Source organism: Dechloromonas sp. ZY10, assembly GCF_041378895.1.
Classification (GTDB): Bacteria; Pseudomonadota; Gammaproteobacteria; order Burkholderiales; family Rhodocyclaceae; genus Azonexus; species Azonexus aquae.
This window is the reverse complement of sequence record NZ_CP144212.1, coordinates 1,943,142-1,967,523: the sequence shown is the minus strand read 5'-3', so window position 1 is coordinate 1,967,523 and position 24,382 is coordinate 1,943,142. Positions and strand designations below refer to the sequence as shown.

Genomic DNA, 24,382 nt, shown 5'->3' with positions numbered 1-24,382 from the left:
TAACATTCGTCCTTACATCTTCACGTTGAGTGACAGGTAGCCCGAACGCCCAGGTGCCGGGGAGAACATCGGCTGGTCGGCCCCGCCCCAGAAGAAGTTGTCATACCAGACATACTCGTACTTGCGGTCGGTCAGGTTCTTGACCTGAATGTCGATGCTGGTCGTGGCCGAAAGGGTGTAACGGACGCTGGCATCGAGTACGGCAAAGCCGCCATACTTGCCTTTGGCATTTTGGTCGTCGATGTAGTAATTGCCCTGGGCGCGACCTTGCAACCCGAAACGCCACTTGGCATCAGCCTGGTATTCGGCGCCCAGATTGGTGATATGGCGCGGCGTCGAAAATACTTCTTTGCCAGCCAAAGAAATACCGCTGGCCGTGTAGGCGCTAACGACCTTGGCTTCCTGCTGGGCATGCGAGAACCACAGGGTCAGCTTGTCGGTCACTCGACTGGATAGCTGGAAATCGATGCCTTTGCGCCGGGTCTGGCCGAGGCCGACGGTCGTTCCCGTGCTCGGCATGTTCGCCACCTCGTCGGTCGCGTCCTGCTGCCAGAGGGCAATTCGGGCTTCGGTGCCGGCCAGTGGCTTGAATTTGACGCCAATCTCCTTGCCGGTATTGACCGAAGGGTTATAGGAAGTCTGGCCGCTGGTCAGATAGGCGGGCTCGCGAGAACCGGTCAACACCTGGAAGGTCTTCCCCCAGTTGGCGTAGACGTGCGTGTTCGCGTCTGCGCTATAGACCATGCTCAGTTTTGGCTGACTGATCCAGCCGTAATCTTGCAAGGGGGCAGATAAGCCCGTCGTGTTCAACCGCGTATGTCCGGTAAAGCGGTCCATACGGTAGGCGGGAATGATTTTCAGGGATTCGATCGGCTTGATGATGGCCTGGACGTAGGCACCAAAATTGTTGAATGTGTAGTTGTCATTGTTCTGCACGCGGGCCGGCGTCGCGGAAAAATCAGTCGGGACGCTGTAGTTGTAGCGGTAGCGGCGATATTCGTTTTCCTGATGTTCATAGTTGATGCCGCCATCCAGGGTCAGCATCGCGTTGGCCTGCCAGGTCAAGGTACTGATCAGCCCGGTCTGCTTTTCATCCCATTGGCGCCGCTGGCGTGGTGCATTGCCAATGGTGTAGCTGGTAAAGGTCATCCTGCGGTCGTCGTTGTATTGATTGAAATACAGCTTGTTGCTGAACAGCAGGTCGTTGCTAATCTGCCAGTCAGCGTGGGCAGCGACCTGCTTCATGTTGCGTGCGCTGGCGTCATTGGCATTCTTGGCTGGAGACTGGGTCCGGCTGGCCGCCATCTCCGTGGCCGTCAGGTAGCCGGGTTCCTCGGCATCGTGCTCATAGATGCGGGTCGTCAGGCCCATTTTCAGGCGCTGGTCGTCGGTGGTGTAGAACCACTTTCCGCCCAATGAGTATTTTTCCGATTTCGAATGATCGCGATGACCGTCTGAATCCTGTTTGGCGAAGAAGTAATTCTGGGCAAAACCGCCAGATTCCCGGCCGAGTGCCGTCTGGATTTCACGGGTGTTGAAGCTGCCGAAGGTCAGGCGTCCGTCGGCGTAGTTGCCACCCTGACGGGTTCCGACATTGAAGTTGCCGCCGATATTGTGCAGGCCGTAGCGTGGGTCGTTGGTGCCGCGTACTACCTCGATGTAGTCGATTTCCAGCGGGAAAATCATATCGATGAAGCGCTGGTTGCCGCTATTCACATTGCTCGGGATGCCATCAATCAGCACCTTGATCCCGTTGATGTACCCCTCGCCGTTGAAGGCGCGGAATGTCGCCTTGCCGGACTCCGCGCCCATGCGGGTTTCGGTAAGCTGGATGCCTGGCATCTGGCCGAGCAATTCCCAACTGTTCATCACCTGCTTGTCTGCGACTTTATCCCCCGCAATGACATCGACCGAGGTCAGGATATTGGGGGTTAACAGCGGGCCGCCCTGCTCAGTGCGTACTGTGACTTCACCCAGCGTGATGGTCGATTCTCCCGATGGCGCGCCTTGTGCGGCGGTGGCGAATGCGGCGGAGACCGCGAGCGTCAGTGCTTTGATTTTCATGTTGCGTCCGAAACGTCTAATGCCAATAAAAAGTCAGAAATAAGTCAGCCAGCGCTGCCGCCCTGCTTGCTTGAGCTGGCCAAACCAGAGGCAGGGCCGATAAAGGCTGGCGAGGACAGGCAAGGCCAGAGCCCAGATCATCCAGACCTGGGAAAAGCCGAAGCGCTCTCCCTGGTTGGGGGCGTAGCATGCGGCGAACAGCAGATAGATGAGGTGCAGCAGGTAAAGGTGGGCAATGTAGAAAAACATCGGCACACGTCCGATTCCAGCCAGCAAGCGTCCGTGCTGGGTGCGCTCCAGGCCGGCCAGAGCGAGCAGGCCGATGCCCAGGGTGAGGAGGATGAAATGCAGTGATGGCGGATACTTGGTGATATTGAGAAAGGACATCAGGCTCGCCAATGTCGTGCTCCCGACCTGCCAGGCCTGGTCGCCATAAACGTTGAGCAGGCGGAGCACCATGAAGGCCCCCAGGGCCGCCAAGCCCATCCCCCGCAGCCGGCGCTGCCGGGTTGTCGCCGATGCCTCGTGCGCATACAGCGGCCCGAGCAGGTAACCGAACAGAATGATGCCGATCCACGGCAGGACGGGGTAAGAGGTACGTACCGCGATACTGCTGCCCAGTTCGATGACGCTGCGCTGATGCAGGATGGCCCAGGGAATGAATCCCGCCTCGCCGCTGGCAAAATGCACGCCATCGAGCGCGTTGTGGCCGAAAACGAGCAAAACCGCGAGCAGAAGCTGTGCGGTGCGCGGCAGCCAGAGCAAGGCTGAAAGCGCCAGCATTGCCAGGCCGATCGCCCAGATCACCTGCAGATAAATCATCTTCGGTGCAAAGCTGAACGACCAGGCAAACCCGACCACAGTTAATTCCAGTGCGATCAGTAACAGTCCGCGCTTGGCGAGATAGGTTGCCGTTGCCTGCATGCTGCGCTTACTACCGTAAAGCCAGGCCCCCAGACCGGTCAGCAGGACGAAAACCGGCGCGCAGATGTGGCTGCTCAGGCGCGTGAAAAACAGTTCGGGTGGCGTTGATGCGATGCTCATCGGATCAGCGACCTGCTGATGGAGATAGAAAAACTCGCGCACGTGATCGACCAGCATCAGCACCATGACTGCGCCGCGCAGCCGGTCGATGCTACCAAGGCGGTGTGTGGCTAGATTCATGCGACCTGACTCAAAACTTGTTCCGTAGGCGTTTCGCTGATTGCGCTTTGGTCGGCTGCAGTGAATTGCCTGCTGGCGTGTGGATTGTGGTGAATCATGGTTCATTGCCAGAGCGTATGGGTGATTCGCTCGCCTCGTTTGAGCTTGTCGAACAGCTCAGGATCGGGCCAGTCGTTGCGGATGGCGTCGGAAAATACGATGTCGGCGAGCGCGATCCGGCCCATGCGGGGATTGTCGGCGTCTGCGCGGAAGCACTGCGCGTAGCCGGTTTCGGTTTCATGGACAATTACCGAATGCAGGCGCACGTCGGCCTCGCCGTTGTCCATGGCAGTCGTTTGCAGCAGGCGGTCGATCAGGACGAAGAAGATCCGCGCGAACTGTTCGGCGCTGGGTGAGACCGGGATGCGGATCCAGCGCTCGGAAAAGCGCTGGCCGGCGGCGATGTACTCCGGGTCATCGCCCGACCAGAGGGTGATGGCGTGGTCGAAGGCATCAATCAGCCGACCCGGCCCCGGCTTGAGCAGGCCGAAGTCGTAGACCATCTGACCGTGATCGAAGGCGTCTGCCTCAAGCAGCAGTTCGACCTTGTACGAATGGCCGTGGAGCGAGTGCGAACAGCGCCGGGTGCTGCAGCCGCGCACGATGTGTGCATTCTCGAACTTGAACAGCTTGCGGATCAGCATGCCGCCGCTGCGCTGTCGGACTGGTGCCCCTGGTCGCGGACCCCGCAGAACATCGCGAAGGCCTGTTCGATCATGGCTTGCGGCACATCGCGGACGATGAAGACGAGGCGGCTCCGGCGGTCGTTGTACGGGGCCTCGGTCGGCCAGTCGTCGAGCCGGCTGTAGGGATACATCACATGCTGCACACACTGGATGACACGCGGCTTGTGGTCACCGGCGACGTTCAGCAGCCCCTTGATGCGCAGGATGCGGTCACCCAGGGTTTCCAGCAGTGTCGCCACCGTATCGGCAAAGAACACCCACTGCAGCGGTTCGGAGAAGGTCAGGGCAAAGCTATAAACATGCGCATCGTGACGGTCGACATCGTGATGATGGTGGTGGGCATGGGCTTTGCGCCGTTCTTCGCGCACCTTCTCTTCGGCCAGCCAGCTGGCGACGTCGGGCGTCTTGCTACCCGGATCGTAGAGCCCGCAATCGCTGAGCGAAGCCAGCGCCACTTCGCCGCGCCGGAGGTAAATCTGTGCTGCTGCCGGGTTGAGGCGGGCAAGGGTGCGGCTGACTTCGGCGATCTGCTCCGGGCTGGCGAGGTCGCATTTGCTGAGCAGCAGGCGGTCGGCCATTGCCACCTGCTTGACCGGCTCTGGCTGACTGGCCAGCTGGCTCAGGGCGTGGGTGCTGTCGACCACGGTGACGACGCCATCAGTACGGAAGCGCTCGGCAATGAAAAAATCTTCCATCAAGGTGTAGATCACCGGTGCCGGGTCGGCCAGGCCGGTGGTTTCGATGATCACCCGGTTGATCGGCGGCAACTCGCGGCGCAGGCTCTTCATGAACAGTTCGCCAAGGCTGCGGGTCAGGTCGCTGCGTACCGTGCAGCAAATGCAGCCGGAGTCGAGCAAGACCAGGTCCTCGTCGATTTTCTGCACCAGGTGGTGGTCGACCGCAACACTGCCGAATTCGTTGATCAGAACGGCGGTACGGGCCATCTCGGGTTGCGTCAGCAGGTGGTTGAGCAGGGTCGTCTTGCCGGCACCGAGAAAACCGGTGAGCAGGGTGACGGGAATACGGCGATCGGCGTCTGGCATCAGTATCGGGGCTGAGTTCGAACGGACGACGGTCGGCTGAATTGCAGTACCATCGGCGCTCTTGAGAGATTAAAAAATGCAATGTTATAACATTGCATTTTGACAGGGAAGCGTACCGCTATGGATTTATCCTCCGCCATGCCTGCAGCAACGACCGCCGAGGCAGACTGGCCCGCCTATCTGGCCGGGATTGAGCAACGTTGTCGCGAGCAGCAGGCGAGCCTGACGCCCATCCGCCGTGAGGTGCTGGAGTGGCTATATCGCCATCCGGCCGGCCTCAAGGCTTACGATCTGCTGGCTCTGGTTCGACAGCAGCGGCCGAACGCTACGCCGCCAACCGTGTATCGGGCGCTCGATTTCCTGATCGAACAGGGGCTGGCGCACAAGATCGGACGCAGCAATACCTTTGTCGTTTGTCGCCACGATTCGCACCGCTTGCCCGGCTTGTTCCTGCTGTGCCCGCGTTGCGGCGGCATCAGCGAACTGGCCGCCGAGGCCGCCCTGCAGTCCTTGCTGCAAACCCTGGCGCAGGCCGGCTACCGGCTGGATAGCCCGGAGGTCGAGTTGAGCGCAGTATGTCCCGCCTGCCTCGGCAGGGCTTGAAAAGGCGGGAATCGACGCAATATGAGCGTTTTCTGATTCTCTGGAGTCGCCATGTCCGCCGCCCCTTCCTCATTGCATCTGGTCTGCCCGCACTGCAACGCCATCAACCGCCTTCCGGCCGAACGGCTGGCCGATTCCCCGAACTGCGGTCAGTGTCATCGGCCGCTACTTGACGGCCAGGTGCTCAATCTCACGGTCGACAATGCAGAACGGCATATTTCGCGCAACCAGATTCCGGTCCTGGTCGATTTCTGGGCGCCCTGGTGCGGTCCCTGCCAGATGATGGGGCCGGCCTTTGCCCAGGCGGCGGCCGCCGAACCGGCGGTGCGCTTCGCCAAGATCAACACCCAGAACGAAACCACGCTGGGTCAGCGTTTCGGGATCCGCAGCATTCCCACCCTGATCCTCTTCGTCGATGGGCGCGAAGTGCGGCGTCAGGCCGGGGCGATGGACACGGCTAGTATCCGGCGCTGGCTGGCGCAGGGGCTGGTCGCTTGATTGCCGCAAAACCCCTGTTTTTTCTCGCTGCCGCTTGGGCGGTTGCCGATTCGGCTTTAGAATACGCGGCTGTCATTAACCGGATTTGTGCCGATGTCGGCTGCCGCACTCAATCACTACGAAATACTCGGAATTTCCCCTGAGGCCGATGCCGAGGCGATCCGGGTTGCCTATTTTTCCCGGCTTGAAGTCTTCCGCAAACGGCTGACTGCGCCGCATCCGGATGACGGCGAACGCCTGGTGCAATTGCGGCAGGCCTTTGCCACCCTGTCCGACGGCGGACGGCGGGCGGCCTACGATGCCTGGCTGTTCCCGGCCGCCTCCCGCTTGGCGCCGGAACCCGAGCAGCCGGCCGCCATTCCGGGAGTTCCGGCAGGTTGGGAACGCCTGCATTTCAGCGGCAGGGGCAGCGAGTATTTCCGCATCTGGATCGTCAATCTGCTGCTCAGCATCATCACCCTCGGGTTTTACTCGGCCTGGGCCAAGGTCCGCCGCGAGCAGTATTTCCACCGTAACCTGCAACTGGCCGGTGCCGCCTTTGCCTATCACGGCCAACCCTGGGCCATCCTCAAGGGGCGTGGCATTGCACTGGCAGCACTGATGGGCTTGTCGCTGGCTCAGTCGATGGGGCCGCTGGCCTACGGCGTGGCGATCTGCGGCTTCGCTCTGGCGCTGCCCTGGCTGGCGATCCGTGCCTTCCGCTTCCGCGCCTTCAATACCAGCTACCGTGGCCTGCGCTTCGGTTTTGCCGCCTCCTACGGTGAGGCTTGCCGGGTTTTTCTCGGCTATGGCCTGCTCTCCCTGGTCACCCTCGGGCTGGCTTTCCCGCTCTTCTACCGTCGTCTGCGTACTTTTGTCATCGATCATCTACGTTACGGCACGACGCCATTTTCCTGCGCGGTCGGGATCGGGGTGATCTACCGGATTTTTGTCACGCCGGGCCTGTTGACCGTAGCTGCGCTGTTTGCGCTGCTGCTCTTTGCCGCGCCGCTGCTGGCTGCCGGCGTGGCGGGCAAGGTGGCGTTCAGCAGCTTGTTCGCCCTGTTGCCGCTGGCGCTTTATCTGTTTGTCCTGGCTTATGTGCCAGCGCGAACCGCCAATGCAGTGTGGAGCGCCAGCCGCCTGGGCGAACATCGCCTGCAATGCGACCTGCCGGTCGCTGGCTATCTTGCGGTCGTGGTCGGCAACTGGCTGCTGATCGTCGCCACCCTGGGGCTGGCGATTCCCTGGGCGCGGGTGCGCATGGCGCGGTTCCGTGCCGAGCATTTCGCGCTCGCCGTGAACGGTTCGCTGGACGACTTTGTCGCCGGCGAACAGGCCCGGGTCGCCGCCTTGGGCGACGAGGCGGCAGAACTGTTTGATCTCGATGTCAGCCTCTGAGGCCTCCACGGTTACCGTCAGTGCCCGTCATTTCGACGGCCGGAGCGCGCGGGCGCACCGTGTCTGTCTGCGCTTTTCGGCGACCGGGGTGGTGGTCGAGAGCGAAGCCGGCGAATGGCGTTTGCCGGCCGGCGAATTCAGTGTCTCCGAGGTGCTCGGCGCCACGCCGCGCAGCCTGACGCTGGCCGACGGCCAGAGCTTCGAGGTCAGCGACGTCGCGGCCCTGGCACGCGGGCTGCGCTTGCTGGGCCGGCGCGAGGCGGCGGTAACGCGCTGGCAGCAGAGTTGGCGGGGCGTCGGCGCGGCGCTGGCGGCGACCGTGCTGCTGGTGCTGGTCGCCTATCAATGGGGCTTGCCGGCACTCAGCCGGGGGCTGGCGGCGGCCGCGCCGGCAGCGGTCAGCGAGCATCTGGCGCAGCAGACGCTGGCTTTCCTGGATCGGGGCATGACGCGACCCAGCCGTTTGCCGGAGGCACGGCAGGCGGCCTTGCGTGCCAAGGCGCAGCAGTGGTTCCCACCGGCGGCCGGAGGGCCGGCCTGGCAGCTGCAGTTCCGGGCTTCGGCGCTGGGGCCGAATGCACTGGCGCTGCCCAATGGCGAAATTGTGCTGTTCGATGCGCTGGTCGAACTGGCCGAGGGTGACGAGCAGGTGCTGGCGGTGGTCGCGCACGAACTAGGCCATGTCGCGGCACGGCACGGGCTGCGCCAGTTGATCCAGTCTTCGCTGGTCGGTTTTATTGCCGGAGCTTACCTGGGCGACTTGTCCTCGCTGGTTTCCGGGCTTGCTGCCGCGCTACTCGAAGCCGGCTATTCACGCGATTTTGAACGCGAGGCCGATGCCTATGCGGTGGCCCGGCTGCGCGCTCTCGGCCAGCCGCCGCAACTGCTGGCCGGGATGCTCCAGCGCTTGGAGGCGGCGCATGCGGCCGCCGCCGGGGAGGCTGCAGAGGAAGCGGCCAGTGATCGCCAGACAGGCTGGGGCGGGCTGGCTTCGCATCCGGAAACTGCCGAACGGATTGCCCGGATTCTGGCTGATCGCTAAACCAGCGGCGCTGGCTGGGGCGGATCTGCCGCCATGGGTGGCGGTTCAGCGGCAGTTCAGCGGGCCCGTGGCGCAGCCACCCTGGTTTTAGTCGAACAGATTGAGCAGCCCGTCGAGGCCGCCAAAGTTGAGCGCCACGTCGGCCTTGGCGCGGGTTGCCGGCTTGGCGTGGAAGGCGACGGAAAGGCCGGCTTCGGCCATCATCAGCAGGTCGTTGGCACCGTCGCCGCAGGCAATCACCTGATCTTTGGAAAGACCGAGTTCGTCGCGCAGACGCAGCAGGTGGTGGGCCTTGGCGCTGGCGTCGACGATGTCGCCGACGACGCGGCCACTGAGCTTGCCGCCGACGATTTCGAGTTCGTTTGAGGTGGCGAAATCGAGACCGAGCTCGATGCGCAGGCGCTCGGTGAAGTAGGTGAAGCCGCCGGACAGGATCGCGGTGCGCAGGCCGGCATTCTGGCAGGCTTCGAGCAGCTCGCGGGCACCGTCGGAGAGCAGCAGGCGTTCGCCATAGACACGGGCGAGCACGCGGGCATCGAGTCCGGCCATCAGTGCCAGGCGGCGGCGCAGGCTTTCGCGGTAGTCGATCTCGCCGCGCATCGCGGCTTCGGTGACTTCCGAAACCTCGGCCTTCTTGCCGGCAAAATCGGCCAGCTCGTCGATGCACTCGATGGTGATCAGCGTCGAATCCATGTCGAAGCAGATCAGCCCGAAATCGGACAGCTTCCTGCCGGCCGGGACGAAGGCCCAGTCGAGCTTTTCGGCCTCGATCAGCGGGATCAGCTCATCAAAGGCCGGCGTGCGCGTCGCGCCGAGCAGGCGGACGACCTGCGGCGGACGTGGCTCCACGGTCGACGCGCCGGTAGCGGCAAAAATGCGGTCAAGGAGAAAGGTGGGCAGGGCGCCGCCCTGGATGATCAGATTCATGGTGTTCAGCGATCGCTCGAAGTGGCTGCCTGAGCCGTTTCGACGTGGTTGTTCTTGACCCGGATGTAGTGTTCCGCCGAGTAGCGCAGGAAGGCGGTTTCTTCCGCCGTCAAGGGGCGGACCTGGACTGCGGGACGACCGACATACAGGTAGCCGCTGCTCAGCCGCTTGCCGGCCGGCACCAGACTGCCGGCCCCGACGATGACCCGGGGTTCGATCACCGCGTCGTCCATCACGATGCTGCCCATGCCGATCAGGCATTCGTCACCGATCTCGCAACCGTGCAGGATGACGCCGTGACCGACGGTCACGTGATCGCCGATCACGGTCGGCGAGCCTTCCGGTTTGCCGGGGCTGCGGTGTGTCACATGGACCATGCTCAAGTCCTGGATATTGCTGCCAAGACCGATCCGGATCCGATTGACGTCGCCGCGGATCACCGCGTTGCACCAGACCGAACTGTCGGCACCGATCTGCACGTCGCCGATGACCTGGGCGCTGGCGTGCAGATAAACGCCGGTATCCAGGCTGGGCGCGGTATCCAGGTAAGGAGCGATGGGCATGTGACTCAATCCAGCCGGCCCGGCAGCACGTCGCGCAGCATTACGGCGGCGTCGCGGATCATTTTTTCGGTGGCGTCCCAGTCGACGCAGCCGTCGGTGACCGAGCAGCCGTACTTGAGCTGGCTGAGGTCGGCCGGGATCGGCTGGTTGCCGGCTTCAATGTTGGATTCGATCATCACCCCGACCAGCGATTTGTTGCCGTTGCGGATCTGATTGACCACGTCGTTCATCACCAGCGGCTGCAGTTCCGGCTTCTTGGAGCTGTTGGCGTGCGAGCAATCGACGACGATGTTGGCCGGCAGCTTGCCCTTGGCAATCGCCTGCTCGGCGACGGTGACCGAGACCGTGTCGTAGTTGGGCTTGCCGTCACCGCCGCGCAGCACGACATGGCCGTAGGCGTTGCCGGTGGTGCGGACGATGGCGACGCGGCCGTCGCTGTTGATGCCGAGGAAAGAGTGCGGACGCGAGGCGGACAGAATCGCATTGACCGCGACGGTGAGGTCGCCGTTAGTCGCGTTCTTGAAACCGACCGGGGTGGACAGGCCGGACGACATTTCGCGGTGGGTCTGCGATTCGGTGGTGCGGGCGCCGATCGCGGTCCACGCGATCAGGTCGCCGTAGTACTGCGGTGAAATCGGGTCGAGCGCTTCGGTACCGGCGGGCAGGCCGAGTTCGTTGACTGCGAGCAGGAATTCGCGGGCCTTTTCCATGCCGACATTGACCTGGAAGGAGTCGTCCATGAACGGATCGTTGATGTAGCCCTTCCAGCCGACGGTGGTGCGCGGCTTTTCGAAATAGACGCGCATCACCAGTACCAGGGTGTCGGAGACTTCGTCGGCAAGCGCCTTGAGGCGGCGGGCGTAGTCGAGGCCGGCGACCGGGTCGTGGATCGAGCAGGGGCCAACCACGACGAAGAGGCGGTGATCCTTGCGGTCGAGGATGTTGCGCAGCGCTTCGCGGCCAGCGGTGACGACTTGCGTCGCCGACTCGGAAATCGGCAGCCGGGCATGAATCTCGGCCGGGGTCGGCATGGCATCGAAGGCAGCCACGTTGAGGTTTTCGGTATTGGGGGTCATTTGCTCAGCTCGCGTATCATGTCCTTGATCGCCGCCACCTTGTCATTAAGGCCTGGGCAGTGGCGCAAAAGAGAAATTTTATCCTGTCCGGCCAGTTTGTAGTTCCGGTTCTTCTGGATCAAATTGATGATCCTGATCGGCTCGATCGGCGGATTCTTCGTGAATTCCGGGCTGAACTGGAGGGTGATCTGGTCCGCCGCCGCATCCAGTTTCTGGATCAGCAGCGGTTTGACCAGCAAACGCAGGCGATGGGTCGCCAGCAAGGACTGGCCCTGTAGCGGCAGTTCGCCGAAGCGATCAACCAGTTCTTCCTGCATCGCGTCGAGTTGTTCGGCACTTTCGCAGTTGGCCAGGCGCTTGTACAGCGTCAGGCGTTCGTGCACATCCGGGCAGTAGGCGTCGGGCAGCAGCGCCGGAGTGCGCAGGTTGATCTCGGTGCTGATCCCGAGCGGCTGGGTCAGGTCCAGCGTATCGACCGTCTTGCCCTGGCGCAGCTGCGACACGGCGCGGTTGAGCATCTCGGTGAAGACGTTGAAGCCGACTTCCTGCATCTCGCCCGACTGGTTGTCGCCGAGCACTTCTCCAGCACCACGGATTTCCAGGTCGTGCATCGCCAGGAAGAAACCGGAGCCGAGTTCTTCGGACATCTGGATCGCTTCCAGCCGCTGCTTGGCCTGCTTGGTCAGTGCTTTTTCATCCTGGACCAGCAGGTAGGCGTAGGCCTGGTGATGCGAACGGCCGACCCGGCCGCGCAACTGGTGCAGTTGGGCGAGGCCGAATTTTTCCGAGCGGTTGATCAGGATGGTGTTGGCGTGCGGGTTGTCGATCCCGGTCTCGATGATGGTCGTGCACAGCAAGAGGTTGGCGCGCTGGCTGGTGAAGTCGCGCATCACCCGTTCGAGTTCGCGCTCGTTCATCTGGCCGTGGCCGATCACGATGCGTGCTTCCGGCACCAGCTTTTCCAGCTTCTCGCGCATGTTCTCGATGGTGTTGACCTCGTTGTGCAGGAAGTACACCTGGCCGCCGCGCTTCAGTTCGCGCAGCACGGCTTCGCGGATGATGCCGTCGGAGAACTTGGAGACGAAGGTCTTGATCGCCAGCCGCTTTTGCGGCGCGGTGGCAATCACCGAGAAGTCGCGCAGACCTTCCATCGACATCGCCAGCGTGCGCGGGATCGGCGTTGCGGTCAGGGTCAGTACATCGACTTCGGCGCGCATGGCTTTCAGCGTTTCCTTCTGGCGGACGCCGAAACGGTGTTCCTCGTCGATGATCACGAGGCCCAGGCGGTCGAACTTGACGTCCTTGCCGATCAGCTTGTGGGTGCCGATGATGATGTCGATCTTGCCTTCGGCCAGTTCCTGCAGGGCCTGCGCCGATTCCTTGGCGGTCTTGAAGCGGGAAATCTCGGCGACCTTGACCGGCCAGTCGGCAAAGCGGTCGGCGAAGGTCTGGTAGTGCTGTTCGCAGAGCAGGGTGGTCGGGCAGAGCACGGCCACCTGCTTGCCGCCGGCGACGGCGCAGAAGGCGGCGCGCAGCGCGACTTCGGTCTTGCCGAAGCCGACATCGCCGCAGACCAGACGGTCCATCGGCTTGCCGGATTTCATGTCCTCGATCACGGCGGCGATGGCGGCGGCCTGATCGGCGGTTTCCTCGAAACCGAAACCGTCGGCAAACAATTCGTAGTCGTTTTCCTGGAAAGCGAAGGCGTGACCCTGGCGTGCGGCGCGGGCGGCGTAGAGCGCCAGCAGTTCGGCAGCGGTGTCACGGGCCTGCTCGGCGGCCTTGCGTTTGGCCTTCTCCCATTGGCCCGAGCCGAGCGTGTGCAGCGGCGCAGCTTCCGGCTCGGCACCGGAGTAACGGGAAATTACGTGCAGCTGCGCCACCGGCACGAAGAGCTTGGCCGCGTTGGCGTAGTGCAGTTCGAGAAATTCCTGCTCGCCGCTGCCGAGGTCCATGCGGATCAAGCCCTGGTAGCGGCCGATGCCGTGGCTTTCATGCACGACCGGATCGCCGACCTTGAGTTCGGTGAGGTCCTTCAGCCAGTTGTCGAAACTGGCTTTTCTTGCCGCCTCGCGGCGGGTACGGCGCGGAGCCCCGGCGTAGAGTTCGGCTTCGGTGACGAAACTCAGCGCTGCGCCAGTGGTGCTGCCGGCGAGCATGAAGCCGGCGTGCAAGGGGGCGACGCCCAGCGCCAGCGCGGCATCGCCGCCGAGGAAGCCGGCAAAATCGTTGCTGGTGGCCGGCTTCAGGCCGTGCTCGGCGAGCATCGCGGCCAGGGTTTCGCGGCGGCCGGCCGATTCGGCGAGCAGCAAGACGCGGCCCGGTTGGCTGGCCAGCCACTGCCGGAGCTTGCCCAGCGGGTCCTCGGCGCGGCGGTCGACGGCGATGTCGGGGAGTTTCACGGTCGACGCCGCAGGATCGGCATTTTTGCCGGTTAGCGCCAGTCGACCGTGGCGCTTAGCCGCGATGAAGAATTCTTCATCGCTGAGGAACAGCATTTCCGGCGGCAGCAGCGGCCGGGCCTTGTCGCCCTGCAGCAGGGTGTGGCGCGAACGGGTGTCTTTCCAGAAAGCACCGATGGCGGCCGTGGCATCGCCGTGAGTCAGCAGCAGCGCATCCGGCGGCAGGTAATCAAACAGCGTTGCGGTTTCTTCAAAGAACAGCGGCAGGTAATACTCGATCCCGGCGCTGGCGATGCCTTGCGAGACATCCTTGTAAATTCCTGATTTGGCGGGATCGCCCTCGAAGGCTTCGCGGAACTTCTGGCGGAAGCGGGTGCGCCCCTTGTCATCCATCGGAAATTCGCGGGCTGGCAACAGACGAACTTCCGGCACCGGGTAAATCGTGCGCTGAGTGTCGACGTCAAAAGTCTTGATGCTCTCGATTTCGTCGTCGAACAGGTCGAGCCGGTAGGGCACCGGCGAACCCATCGGGAACAGGTCGATCAGGCCGCCTCGGATCGAATATTCACCGGGCGAAACCACCTGCGTGACGTGGGCGTAGCCAGCCAGCGTGACTTGGGCGCGGAACTTTTCGGCATCGATCGCTTCGCCTTTCTTGAAGGCAAAGGTATAAGCGGCCAGGAATTCCGGTGGTGCCAGTCGATAGACAGCAGTCGAGGCCGGAACCAGCAGGATGTCGAGTTCGCCCTGCAAGGTCGCCCACAGGGTCGCCAGGCGTTCGGAAACCAGGTCCTGGTGCGGTGAAAAACTGTCGTAGGGCAGGGTTTCCCAGTCGGGTAGCAGACGTACGCGCAATTGCGGTGCAAACCAGGGGATTTCATCGAGCAGCCTTTGCGCGTCGGCGGCGTTTTCGACAATCGCCACCAGCAATTGCCGGCCTGACGGGCGGCGGGCTATTTCAGCCAGTTGCAGGGCGTCGGCCGAGCCAGCCGGGAGCGGCAAATCGTGACGCAAGCCGGGGGCGGGAAGGGGCGGCAGAGGAAGCAGGGGGGAGGTGGGCACAGTAATCGCCGGGAGCAGCAGCCAATAAAAAGCCGGGGGCTGGATTATAGCGGCAAGCGCTCGCCACCGGCCGCTTGCCGGCTTGTGGCGGCAGACTGGAAAAGCTTGCCGGAGCCTGTCGTTGAGGGCGTCTGCAAGTTTATTGAAACTTTAGTCATAGACTCTGGACAAATCCGCAGCGGCAAAGGAAGATTCGAAATCTGCCGATCTCCTCTCATTCCTCCAAAAATGACAACTACCCCTACCTTGCTGATTGTTGACGATAGCCGGATGTCCCGCATGCTGATCCGCGCCATCGTGACCCAGTTGCGTCCCGGCTGGGCGATCGTCGAGGCAGCATCCGGCGAAGAGGCGCTGACGCAGGTTGAAGCGCATCAGCCCGACTTTGTCAGCATGGATGTGAATATGCCGGGGATGAGCGGGCTCGAAGCCGCCGGGCGAATCCGGATTCGCCATCCTGAAATCAGGATTGCGATTTGTACTGCCAACATCCAGGCCAGTACCGAACAGGAAAGCCGCAAGCTCAATCTGTATTTCATCAAGAAACCGGTGACCGAGGCCAGCATCACTCAGATGGTCGCCTGTTTCGAGGAGTGAGCGGTGGCTGAACTCAGCGAATTGCAGCAGGATGCCTTGGCCGAAATTTTCAATATCGGCGTCGGGCGTGCCGCCTCCAGCCTGAGCTTGGTGGTTGGCAACCAGATCGAACTGACCGCGCCGTCGATTTCACTGTGCCCGCTGGATCGCATTCAGGAGAGCCTGCAAGGGCTGGAGTTCCGTCAATTCAGCATGGTCAGCCAGCGATTTACCGGCGATTTCGATTCGCAGGCGATCCTGATTTTTCCCGAAACCAATGCGCTGGAAATCGTCCGGCTGATGGCCGGGGCAGTCGAACTGAGTGTCGAGGAACTGTCCGAGCTTGAGCAGGAGGCGATGTGCGAGGTCGGCAACATCATCCTCAATGCCTGCATGAGCGCGGTTGCCGACCTGCTGGAAATTGCCTTCGATGGCACCTTGCCGGTACATAGCTTCGGTGATACCTGCAACGCCTTCCTCGACGCGCTGGGCGAGGAAAGCAAGGATTCAATGGTGTTGTTCCTGCAGGTGGAGATGCGCATCAGTCAGCACCGCATCCAGGGGCATATCGTTTTCCTGCTCAGCGTCACTTCGCTGGAAGCTTTGTTGCAGTGTCTGGATGTCTATCTGGTCAAGAGCGGCCTGCAATGAGCTTTAGCGGGTCGTTGGCCGATATCCGGCAGTTTTCCGACGCGCTGGCCAACGGCGTCGTGGTACTTGATGCCGAAGCCCGGGTGGTGATCTGGAACCGCTGGCTGGTCACGGCGGCTGGCATTGCGCCGGAAGAGGCTTTGGGTAAAACCTTGCCCGAGGTATTTCCAGCGATTGAGCGTAGTCGTCTGATCGAGGCCGTCAATTTTGCCATCCAGCGGCAGATGCCATCCCTGCTTTCGCCGGCGCTGCACGGAACCCTGCTGGCGTTGTACCGGAATCCGGAAGACCGCCGCCAGGGACTGCGCATGCGCCACATGATCCATGTGGTTCCGCTGTCCGGGCTGACCGGTGCCGCCTGCATGTTGCAGATTACCGACATGACTGCGGCGATTGCCCGCGAGCAGCGTCTGCGGACCCAGGCCGAGGAGTTGCGCCTGTCCAACCAGGCACTTGAGCATTCGCGCCAGCGCCTGGCATCGGTCCTCGGAGCGGCGCCTTTTGCCATCCTGATTGTCAGTCGAGCCGGGATCATCGAGTTGTGCAATGAATCGGCGGAGGCAACCCTGGGCTACTCTGCTAGCGAACTGTCCGGCCAGCCGGTCGAGGTTCTGGTGCCGCTGGCGGCGCGGGCCGGACATGCTGCCCATGTCGCCGGTTACCATGCAGCACCGATGGCCCGCCAGATGGGGAGCGGCCGGAGGATTTGGGCGTTACGCAAGGACGGCAGTGAATTCATCGCAGAAATTGGCTTGACCCCGATTTCAATCGACGACGAGCAGAAAACACTGGTCACGGTGATCGATATTACCCGCCGGGCGCATAACGAAGATGAACTTGAGCGTTATCGCTGCAGTCTGGAGCGGATGGTGGACGAACGCACGGCTGAGGCCGAAACAGCCCGCCGGCTGGCCGAACAGGCCAGTGAAGCCAAGTCGAGGCTATTGGCCAATGTCTCCCATGAATTGAAAACGCCGCTGCATGCGGTCGTTTCATTTGCCCATCTGGGCGAGGAACGGTGCCAGGATAATTCAGCGATTCCTCCCCGGATTGCCCAGTATTTTTCGCGCATTTCGGAGTCGGCGACACGGCTCGAAGAGTTGATTCACTCCCTGCTCGATCTGTCCGGTCTGGATGCGGGATCTGCGGTTTTTGTCCTCAAGCCGGGGCAATTGGCCCCGATTGTCAAGGCTGCGGTGACTGCGATGCACGGCGAAGCGAAAGTCCGGCAGTTGCAGATCGATACCAGTGGCGTTTCGCCGGAACTGGCTGCTCATTGCGACAGCGCCCGGATTGGTGAGGTTTTGCGTCGCCTGCTCGATAATTCTCTGCAATTTTCGCCGCCTGGCAGCGTGGTCAGTATCGCCGCTACCTTGTGCGAGGGGGGCAAGGCGGTTGAGGTTACGGTTGCCGACCGCGGCCTCGGTATTCCCGAAGGCGAACTGGAGAGCGTGTTCGACGCCTTTGTCCAGAGCAGCCGTACGCGCTCTTCGGCAGGTGGCAAGGGCATGGGGCTGGCCATCTGCCGCCACATCATTCGGGGGCATGGCGGTCGTATCCAGGCGCTGAATCGTGCTGGTGGCGGCTGCGAACTGCGGTTTACCCTGCCGGCAGTCGCTTTGGCGCCCGGCGCTTAAGCGGTTTCCCGTCTTTGCCGCCTAGTCCCTGGCCGGGCGCGGGGCGTAGGCGAGGCAGGGCAAGCCGGAGCTTTCCAGCACGACCTTGCAGGGGAGTCGCGCGCTTTTGAACCCGAGTGCATTGCACTGGTAAGGCCTACCTTGCTCGTGGGTGATCAGGTGATGCCGGCAGCGCATGCAGTTGGGCTCGGCGGCCGCAGGCGGAGGAGTGTGAGGCACCGTCTTCGATTGCCCGCCCGGCTTGGGCGGGCACTGCTCAGGGGATTAGACCAGGCCGAGGCTTTCCTCGACCCCGAGGTGTACGTTCATCGCCTGCACCGCTGCGCCCGATGCGCCTTTGCCAAGGTTGTCGAGGCGGGCAATCAACAGCATCCGTTCGGCATTGCCAAAGACGGCGATATCGACGCGGTTGCTGCCATTGTTGGCTTCGACATCGTAAAAACCGCCGTCGGTGGTGGCTTCGAGGTCAAAGGGCAGGACATTGATGAAGCGTTCGCCGGCGTAATAGTCGGCGATGATCTGGCGTACTTCTTCCGGGCCGGCGGCACGGCTGAATTGCTGCGGCTGCAGATAGGCGGTGACCGCCAGGCCCTTGTAGAAGGGGCCGACGATGGGCTGGAAGATCGGTGCCACGGTCAACCCGGTGTAGGCCTGCATTTCCGGCAGGTGCTTGTGCGCCAGCGCCAGCGCATAGGGGCGCGGGGCCTTGAGGGCAGTCGTGCTGGCAGCGGCGTTCTGGTACTCGGCAATCATCGACTTGCCGCCGCCGGAGTAGCCGGTGATCGAGTTGGCTGCGATCTGGGTGGCCGCCGGCAGCAGGCCGGCCTCGACCAGCGGACGCAGGGCCAGGATGAAGGCAGTGGCGTGGCAGCCGGGGTTGGCAATGCGCTTGCTGGCCTTGATTTTTGTGCGCTGGTCCTTGGCCAGTTCGGGCAGGCCGAAGGTCCAGGCCGGATCGACGCGGTGCGCGGTCGAGGCGTCGATGACGCAGGTATTCGGGTTGTCGACCAGGCTCACCGACTCCTTGGCGGCGGCATCCGGCAGGCAAAGGAAAGTGATGTCGGATTCGTTGATCAGGCGCTTGCGTTCGGCCAGGTCCTTGCGCTTGTCGGAATCGATCTTGAGCAGTTCAATATCGCCGCGTTGCGCGAGGTATTCGTTGATCTGCAGGCCGGTCGTGCCTTCCTGGCCGTCGACAAAGACTTTGTAGGTCATGGTGAATCCGAAGTAAGGGGTGACAAAAGAGGAATTCTCGCAGAAAAGGATGACACTTTGGCGAAAACACGGCGTTTGCCTGGCGCTCATTCACGGGGGATACCCGACTGCTTCACTCGGGTATCCGGCAAAAACGCGGTAAAATAGTGCATGGATTCGACTCAGCCTCTCTCCGCCCACGCCAAACCGCTCTTCGGTTACCGCAAGTTCTGGGCGCACCGTTTCGGCCCGGCCCCCTTCCTGCCCATGTCCCGCGAGGAAATGGAGCAATTGGGCTGGGATTCCTGCGACATCATCCTGGTCACCGGCGATGCCTACATCGACCATCCCAGTTTCGGGATGGCGCTGATCGGCCGCCTGCTGGAGTCCCAGGGCTTCCGGGTCGGCATTATCAGCCAGCCGGACTGGAATTCTGCGGTCGACTTCCGCAAGCTGGGAAAACCCAACCTGTTCTACGGCGTCACCGCCGGCAACATGGACTCGATGGTCAACCGCTACACCTCGGACCGCAAGATTCGCTCCGACGATGCCTATACGCCGAATGCCGAGCCGAACAAGCGCCCGGACCGCGCCGTCACCGTCTATGCCCAGCGTTGCCGCGAGGCTTTCTCCGGGGTTCCGGTGATCATCGGCTCAATCGAGGCCAGCCTGCGCCGGATTGCGCACTACGATTACTGGTCGGACAAGGTCCGCCGTTCGGTGCTGACCGATTCCAAGGCCGATCTGCTGCTCTTCGGCAACGCCGAGCGGGCGATCGTCGAGCTGGCTCACCGCCTGGCCAAGGGTGAGAAGGTCAGCGAAATCCGCGACCTGCGTGGCACCGCCTTCATGGTGCCACCGGGCTGGTTGCCGGGTGAGGATTGGGACGAAATGGATTCGACCGAGGTCGATACCCCGGGGCCGCTGGTCAAGCATGCCGATCCCTACGCGATGGATGGTACGGGAACGAAGGCTCAGGATGCTGTTGCCGGTAAGGGCGAACAGGTAGTGCGCATCGTCTCGCGTGCCGAGCGCCTGGCTGCCCGCCGCGAGCGCCGCGCCCATACCGTGGTTCGCCTGCCATCTTACGAGCAGGTCAAGGACGACCCGGTGCTGTACGCCCATGCTTCGCGCACCTTTCACCTCGAATCCAACCCGGGGAACGCACGCGCCCTGGTGCAGCGTCATGGCGAACGCGATGTCTGGCTCAATCCGCCGCCCTTCCCGCTGGCGACCGAGGAACTCGACGCGGTCTATGAGGCGCCGTATGCCCGGCGTCCGCATCCGAGCTACGGCGAGGCCAAGATCCCGGCCTGGGAGATGATCCGCTTCTCGGTCAACATCATGCGCGGTTGCTTCGGCGGCTGTACCTTCTGCTCGATCACCGAGCATGAGGGGCGCATCATCCAGAGCCGTTCCGAGGATTCGGTGATCCGCGAAATCGAGGAAATGCGCGACAAGACGCCGGGCTTCACCGGGATCGTTTCCGACCTCGGCGGGCCGACCGCGAACATGTACCATCTGACCTGCAAGGACCCCAAGATCGAGTCCTCGTGCCGGCGCCTCTCCTGTGTCTACCCGGACATCTGCGAGAACATGAACACCGACCATTCGCAGCTGATCTCGCTCTACCGCCGGGCGCGGGCGCTGAAGGGCGTGAAGAAGATCCAGATCGGCTCCGGCCTGCGCTACGACCTCGCAGTGCGTTCGCCCGAATACATCAAGGAACTGGTTACCCACCACGTTGGCGGCTACCTCAAGATCGCGCCGGAGCACACCGAGGAAGGCGTGCTCTCGAAGATGATGAAGCCGGGAATCGGCACCTACGACCGCTTCAAGCAACTGTTCGAGCGTTTCTCGCGCGAAGCTGGCAAGGAGCAGTACCTGATTCCTTACTTCATCGCCGCGCATCCGGGGACGACCGACGAGGATATGCTCAACCTGGCGCTGTGGCTGAAGAAGAACAACTTCCGTCTCGATCAGGTGCAGACTTTCCTGCCGACGCCGATGGCGCTGGCGACAACGATGTACCACACCGAGAAGAATCCGCTCAAGAAGCTGCAGCGGCAGGGTGGTGAAGTCGTCGGGGCGGTGCGCAATTCGCGGCAGCGCAAGCTGCACAAGGCCTTCCTGCGTTACCACGACCCGGAAAACTGGCCGCTGTTGCGCGAAGCACTGAAGGCGATGGGTCGGGCGGATCTGATCGGCAATGGCAAGAAACAACTGATCCCGGCCTGGCAGCCGGCCGGTACCGGCTTGCATGCGGCCGCAGGTGGGCGCAGTACGTCGTGTGCCGCTCGTGCGCAGGCGCGCGCCAGCCACGGTCAACCTACGCCAGCGGGCAAAAATCAGCCACGCAGCAAGACTCAGGGCGGCGCAAAAGCCCGGACGGGCGTCAACACCTCGGCCGGGAACGGCGGTAGCCGTGGCTCCACGACACGCGGTCCGGTGCCAGCGCGCAATAATGGGAGCGGACGCAACAATAAGGGACGCGGCTGAGTCGCCGATCCACCAAAATCTTTCAGGGAGAATAACCATGCAGGACAATGCTGTCCCCGCCTCAGACAAGAAAACTACCTACGAACTGATCGGCGGCGATGCCGGTGTCGCATTGCTGTGCGACCGGTTTTATGGCTTCATGGATACGGTGCCGCAATTCAAGGAACTGCGCGCGATGCATCCGGCCGACCTCAAGGAATCGCGCGACAAGCTCTACATGTTCCTTTCCGGCTGGATGGGCGGCCCCGATCTGTTTGTCGAAAAATTCGGGCATCCGCGCTTGCGCGGCCGGCACATGCCTTTCTCGATTGGCGTGCAGGAGCGTGACCAGTGGGTGGCCTGCATGGTCCTGGCGATGGAGTCGGTAGGTATCGATGGCGACCTGAAAACCGCCTTGCTCGGCAATTTCTTCCATACCGCCGATTTCATGCGCAACAAGGAAGGCTGAGCCCCCCGGGCTGCAAAAAAATCCCGCCGGGAAGACCCCGGCGGGTGTAAATGGGCCGGAACCGGGGAGGAATCCGGCCGCTTGCCATACGGGAGTACATCTGAGAGCAGAGGCTTGCCTCGACAACTCTCAATGCGCCGTCATTCTATGGATTCGACTTCCGGTTGTATCTATGGCTTATGGATAGTCTGCTGCCTTGCGTTCGAGGCCCGCGCCAGCTTGGGCCGGGGCACAGCAGGCACTGCTGTGGTGAAAAAGGCCCTGGTTTACGGTTGACCGTGAACCAGGGCCTTTTTTGCCGATTGTGCGTTTGATTGTGCGCTTATTTGCGAATAGCGCGGGTCGGCTTGCCTTTTCCGCCGCGTGAGCCACGGCAGTTTTCCAGCTTCTCGCCCCTGAGCTTGCCGGCAATGCCGTCAATCACCGGCTCAATCGCCTCCAGCGCCGTCTTGCCCGGCGCTGCATCAATCAGCTTCAGGCCACGGCCTTTCGGCAACTGGCGGATCTCGTCGAGGGCAAAGACTAGCGCCCGGCCATCCTTGGTGAACACCGCGATCTCGCCGTCGGCCGGGGCCGGCTGGAAGATCGCCGGGGCTTCGCCGTCGCCCAGCGTCAGGAAGGCCTTGCCGGCCTTGCCGCGCGAGAGCAGGTCCTCTCCCTTGACGCGGAAACCGTAGCCGCCGTCAGCGGCGACCAGGTATTGCTGCTCGGGCTTGATCGCCAGCGCCAGCACCGTCTTGCCGCCGTCCTGGAAGTCGACCAGCGAGGTCGCCGGGACGCCGTCGCCCTTGCCGCCGGGTAGATCGGCAGCCGGGATCGAGTAGGCGCGGCCCTTGCTGTCGAGCAGGATCAACTGATCGACGGTGCGGCAGGGCAGGCAGGCGAGCAGACTGTCGCCGGAGCGGAAAGTCAGCGTTGCCGGATCGACGTTGTGGCCGCTGCGGGCGCGCAGCCAGCCATGCCGCGAAACGATCAGGGTGGTCGGCTCGTCGGGCACCGAGACGTTCTTGGCGTCGGCCATGGTCACCCGTTCGGCGACTTCGATGGTGGTGCGGCGCTCGTCGCCGTATTTCTTGGCGTCGGCCTCGATTTCCTCGGCGACACAGGCACGCAGCGCGGCCTCGGAATCAAGCAGGGTACGCAGGCCGGCGGCTTCTTCGCGCAGCTTGGCCAACTCCTCGCCGATCTTGAGACCTTCGAGACGGGCCAGCTGGCGCAGGCGGATTTCGAGAATGTCCTCGGCCTGGATCTCGGAGAGCTTGAAGGCAGCGATCAGGTCGGCCTTGGGGTCGTCCGACTCGCGGATCACCTTGATCACCCGGTCGATGTCGAGCAGGATCGCCTGCCGGCCTTCAAGGATGTGGATGCGCTTTTCGGCGGCCGTCAGGCGGTGGCGGGTGCGGCGTTCCACGGTCGACAGCCGGAAACGGCACCATTCCTCGATGATCGAATACAGCGAGGCCTGGCGCGGGGCGCCGGTAGTGCCGAGTACCGTCAGGTTGATCGAGGCGTTGGTTTCTAGGCTGGTGTGAGCGAGCAGCAGGCGGATCAGGTCGTCCTGATCCTGGCGCGAGCTGGCCGGCTCGATCACCAGGCGCACCGCATGTTCCTTGCCCGATTCGTCGCGCACGCCGTTTTCTGAGATTGCCGAGAGGAAGGCCGCCTTGAGGTTCTGCTGTTCCGGCGTGTACACCTTTTTCCCGGCTTTTTCCTTGGGCACCGGGTTGGAGCAGGCTTCGATCTCGGCCATCACCGTTGCCGTCGACACCCCCGGCGGCAGTTGCGTGATCGCCAGCCGCCATTGGCCACGCGCCAGATTCTCGATCTTCCACTTGGCGCGCACACGCAGGCTGCCGCGTCCACCTTTGTAAATGGCCGCAATTTCCTCGGGCGCCGAGATGATCTGGGCGCCACCCGGATAGTCGGGGCCGGGGATCAGGCGCAGGACTTCGTCTTCGCCGAGTTGCGGGTCGCGGATCAGCGCGACGGCGGCAGCGGCAACCTCGCGCAGGTTGTGCGCCGGGATTTCGGTGGCCATCCCGACAGCGATCCCGGAGGCGCCGTTGAGCAGACAGAAGGGCAGGCGTGCCGGCAGCAGCACCGGCTCGTCGTTGACCCCGTCGTAGTTCGGTTTCCAGTCGACCGTGCCTTCATCGAGTTCGGCGAGCAGCAATTCGGCAATCGGCGTCAGTCGGGCTTCGGTGTAGCGCATCGCGGCGGCGTTGTCGCCGTCGCGCGAGCCGAAATTGCCCTGACCATCGACTACCGGGTAACGCAGGCTCCAGTTCTGCGCCATGCGTACCATCGCGTCGTAGACCGATGAATCGCCGTGCGGGTGGTATTTACCGATCACATCGCCGACCACGCGCGCCGATTTGACGTGCTTGGGGCTCTTGTACAGGCCCATCCGGTGCATCGCGTAGAGGATGCGCCGCTGCACCGGCTTCTGGCCATCGGCAACCGAGGGCAGGGCGCGGCCGGTGACCACGCTCATCGCGTATTCGAGATAGCGGCGGGCGGCGTAGTCGGCCGGGGCCGGGATGTCATCGGCGGGGCCCAGTGCTGCCGGGGGCAGGGGCGGCTGCTCGGCGCCAGAGTTGGAGACGGGAGCGGCTGCAGATTCTGCCGCGGCGGGAGAGAAGAGGTCGGGTTGATCGCTCATAACAACCTATGGGTTTCAGATCGGGCGCGAATTTATCATGGCCGCTGCCGGTTTCGGCGATTACCTGCCGGAAAGCCGGAAAATTCAAGGGGCGCCGTGGTCTTCGCTATGCCGTGGGTTCCCCGGCGGGACCGAACTGTGACCTCCGGGTGTCGAATCTGGCAGG

At 62.7% G+C, this 24,382-nt stretch carries 19 protein-coding genes; 9 read left to right on the top strand and 10 right to left on the bottom strand.

Features of this window, described 5'->3' with window-relative positions:
- Window positions 1-12: 12 nt before the first annotated feature.
- From VX159_RS08930 to VX159_RS08915, 4 genes are all read right to left on the bottom strand, one after another.
- Window positions 13-2,064 carry a TonB-dependent receptor gene (locus VX159_RS08930; RefSeq protein ID WP_371322542.1) on the bottom strand — a complete coding sequence of 684 codons (2,052 nt, stop codon included), beginning with the start codon at window positions 2,062-2,064 and terminating at the stop codon, window positions 13-15.
- A 33-nt stretch (window positions 2,065-2,097) separates the two neighbouring features.
- Window positions 2,098-3,228 carry a DUF1624 domain-containing protein gene (locus tag VX159_RS08925; protein ID WP_371322541.1) on the bottom strand — a complete coding sequence of 377 codons (1,131 nt, stop codon included), beginning with the start codon at window positions 3,226-3,228 and terminating at the stop codon, window positions 2,098-2,100.
- Window positions 3,229-3,329: 101 nt separating this feature from the next.
- The gene (locus VX159_RS08920) at window positions 3,330-3,911 is read right to left on the bottom strand and encodes a 6-pyruvoyl tetrahydropterin synthase family protein (RefSeq protein WP_371322540.1); all 582 of its coding nucleotides are present in this window, start codon (window positions 3,909-3,911) and stop codon (window positions 3,330-3,332) included.
- A complete protein-coding gene (locus tag VX159_RS08915) occupies window positions 3,905-4,996 on the bottom strand; it encodes a GTP-binding protein (RefSeq protein WP_371322539.1) in 1,092 nt (363 codons plus the stop codon). The genes VX159_RS08920 and VX159_RS08915 overlap by 7 nt, the downstream gene beginning before the upstream one ends.
- A 138-nt stretch (window positions 4,997-5,134) precedes the next feature.
- On the opposite strand from VX159_RS08915, the gene VX159_RS08910 reads away from it, so the two are divergent.
- From VX159_RS08910 to VX159_RS08895, 4 genes are all read left to right on the top strand, one after another.
- On the top strand, window positions 5,135-5,599 hold the full coding sequence (locus VX159_RS08910) for a transcriptional repressor (RefSeq protein ID WP_371322538.1): 465 nt from the start codon (window positions 5,135-5,137) through the stop codon (window positions 5,597-5,599).
- 51 nt (window positions 5,600-5,650) lie between these two features.
- Window positions 5,651-6,097: a thioredoxin TrxC gene (gene trxC, locus VX159_RS08905; RefSeq protein ID WP_371322537.1), complete on the top strand. Its 447-nt coding sequence runs from the start codon at window positions 5,651-5,653 to the stop codon at window positions 6,095-6,097.
- A gap of 93 nt (window positions 6,098-6,190) precedes the next feature.
- Complete coding sequence (locus VX159_RS08900) at window positions 6,191-7,477, top strand: DUF898 family protein (RefSeq protein ID WP_371322536.1); 1,287 nt, start codon at window positions 6,191-6,193, stop codon at window positions 7,475-7,477.
- On the top strand, window positions 7,464-8,519 hold the full coding sequence (locus tag VX159_RS08895; protein WP_371322535.1) for a M48 family metallopeptidase: 1,056 nt from the start codon (window positions 7,464-7,466) through the stop codon (window positions 8,517-8,519). Before VX159_RS08900 ends, VX159_RS08895 begins: the two co-directional genes overlap by 14 nt.
- Window positions 8,520-8,606: 87 nt before the next feature.
- Here VX159_RS08895 and serB read toward each other — a convergent pair whose 3' ends face one another.
- The 4 genes from serB to mfd are packed head-to-tail and all read right to left on the bottom strand — an operon-like array spanning window position 8,607 to window position 14,549.
- Window positions 8,607-9,446 (bottom strand): phosphoserine phosphatase SerB, encoded by an 840-nt coding sequence (serB, locus tag VX159_RS08890; protein ID WP_371322534.1) that lies wholly within the window; start codon window positions 9,444-9,446, stop codon window positions 8,607-8,609.
- Between the two features lie 5 nt (window positions 9,447-9,451).
- Entirely contained in the window at window positions 9,452-10,009 is a 558-nt protein-coding gene (locus VX159_RS08885) for a gamma carbonic anhydrase family protein (protein ID WP_371322533.1), read from the bottom strand.
- A 5-nt stretch (window positions 10,010-10,014) separates the two neighbouring features.
- The gene (locus VX159_RS08880) at window positions 10,015-11,085 is read right to left on the bottom strand and encodes a 3-deoxy-7-phosphoheptulonate synthase (RefSeq protein WP_371322532.1); all 1,071 of its coding nucleotides are present in this window, start codon (window positions 11,083-11,085) and stop codon (window positions 10,015-10,017) included.
- On the bottom strand, window positions 11,082-14,549 hold the full coding sequence (gene mfd / locus VX159_RS08875; RefSeq protein WP_371322531.1) for a transcription-repair coupling factor: 3,468 nt from the start codon (window positions 14,547-14,549) through the stop codon (window positions 11,082-11,084). The genes VX159_RS08880 and mfd overlap by 4 nt, the downstream gene beginning before the upstream one ends.
- A 228-nt stretch (window positions 14,550-14,777) precedes the next feature.
- Between mfd and VX159_RS08870 the strand changes: the two genes are divergently transcribed.
- The 3 genes from VX159_RS08870 to VX159_RS08860 are packed head-to-tail and all read left to right on the top strand — an operon-like array spanning window position 14,778 to window position 17,413.
- Window positions 14,778-15,146 carry a response regulator transcription factor gene (locus VX159_RS08870; RefSeq protein ID WP_371322530.1) on the top strand — a complete coding sequence of 123 codons (369 nt, stop codon included), beginning with the start codon at window positions 14,778-14,780 and terminating at the stop codon, window positions 15,144-15,146.
- A gap of 3 nt (window positions 15,147-15,149) precedes the next feature.
- Window positions 15,150-15,776 carry a chemotaxis protein CheC gene (locus tag VX159_RS08865; protein ID WP_371322529.1) on the top strand — a complete coding sequence of 209 codons (627 nt, stop codon included), beginning with the start codon at window positions 15,150-15,152 and terminating at the stop codon, window positions 15,774-15,776.
- Window positions 15,773-17,413 carry an ATP-binding protein gene (locus VX159_RS08860; protein ID WP_371322528.1) on the top strand — a complete coding sequence of 547 codons (1,641 nt, stop codon included), beginning with the start codon at window positions 15,773-15,775 and terminating at the stop codon, window positions 17,411-17,413. Before VX159_RS08865 ends, VX159_RS08860 begins: the two co-directional genes overlap by 4 nt.
- 264 nt (window positions 17,414-17,677) lie before the next feature.
- On the opposite strand, the gene argC is transcribed toward VX159_RS08860, so the two are convergent.
- A complete protein-coding gene (gene argC / locus VX159_RS08855) occupies window positions 17,678-18,628 on the bottom strand; it encodes an N-acetyl-gamma-glutamyl-phosphate reductase (protein WP_371322527.1) in 951 nt (316 codons plus the stop codon).
- Window positions 18,629-18,874: 246 nt separating this feature from the next.
- Here argC and VX159_RS08850 point away from each other — a divergent pair, with 246 nt between their 5' ends.
- Together VX159_RS08850 and VX159_RS08845 are read left to right on the top strand one after the other, a co-directional pair.
- On the top strand, window positions 18,875-21,106 hold the full coding sequence (locus VX159_RS08850; protein ID WP_371325505.1) for a YgiQ family radical SAM protein: 2,232 nt from the start codon (window positions 18,875-18,877) through the stop codon (window positions 21,104-21,106).
- 37 nt (window positions 21,107-21,143) lie between these two features.
- Window positions 21,144-21,554, top strand: a complete 411-nt coding sequence (locus VX159_RS08845) for a group II truncated hemoglobin (protein WP_371322526.1) — start codon at window positions 21,144-21,146, stop codon at window positions 21,552-21,554.
- Window positions 21,555-21,876: 322 nt separating this feature from the next.
- Here VX159_RS08845 and parC read toward each other — a convergent pair whose 3' ends face one another.
- Window positions 21,877-24,216 carry a DNA topoisomerase IV subunit A gene (gene parC / locus VX159_RS08840; protein WP_371322525.1) on the bottom strand — a complete coding sequence of 780 codons (2,340 nt, stop codon included), beginning with the start codon at window positions 24,214-24,216 and terminating at the stop codon, window positions 21,877-21,879.
- Window positions 24,217-24,382 lie beyond the last annotated feature (166 nt).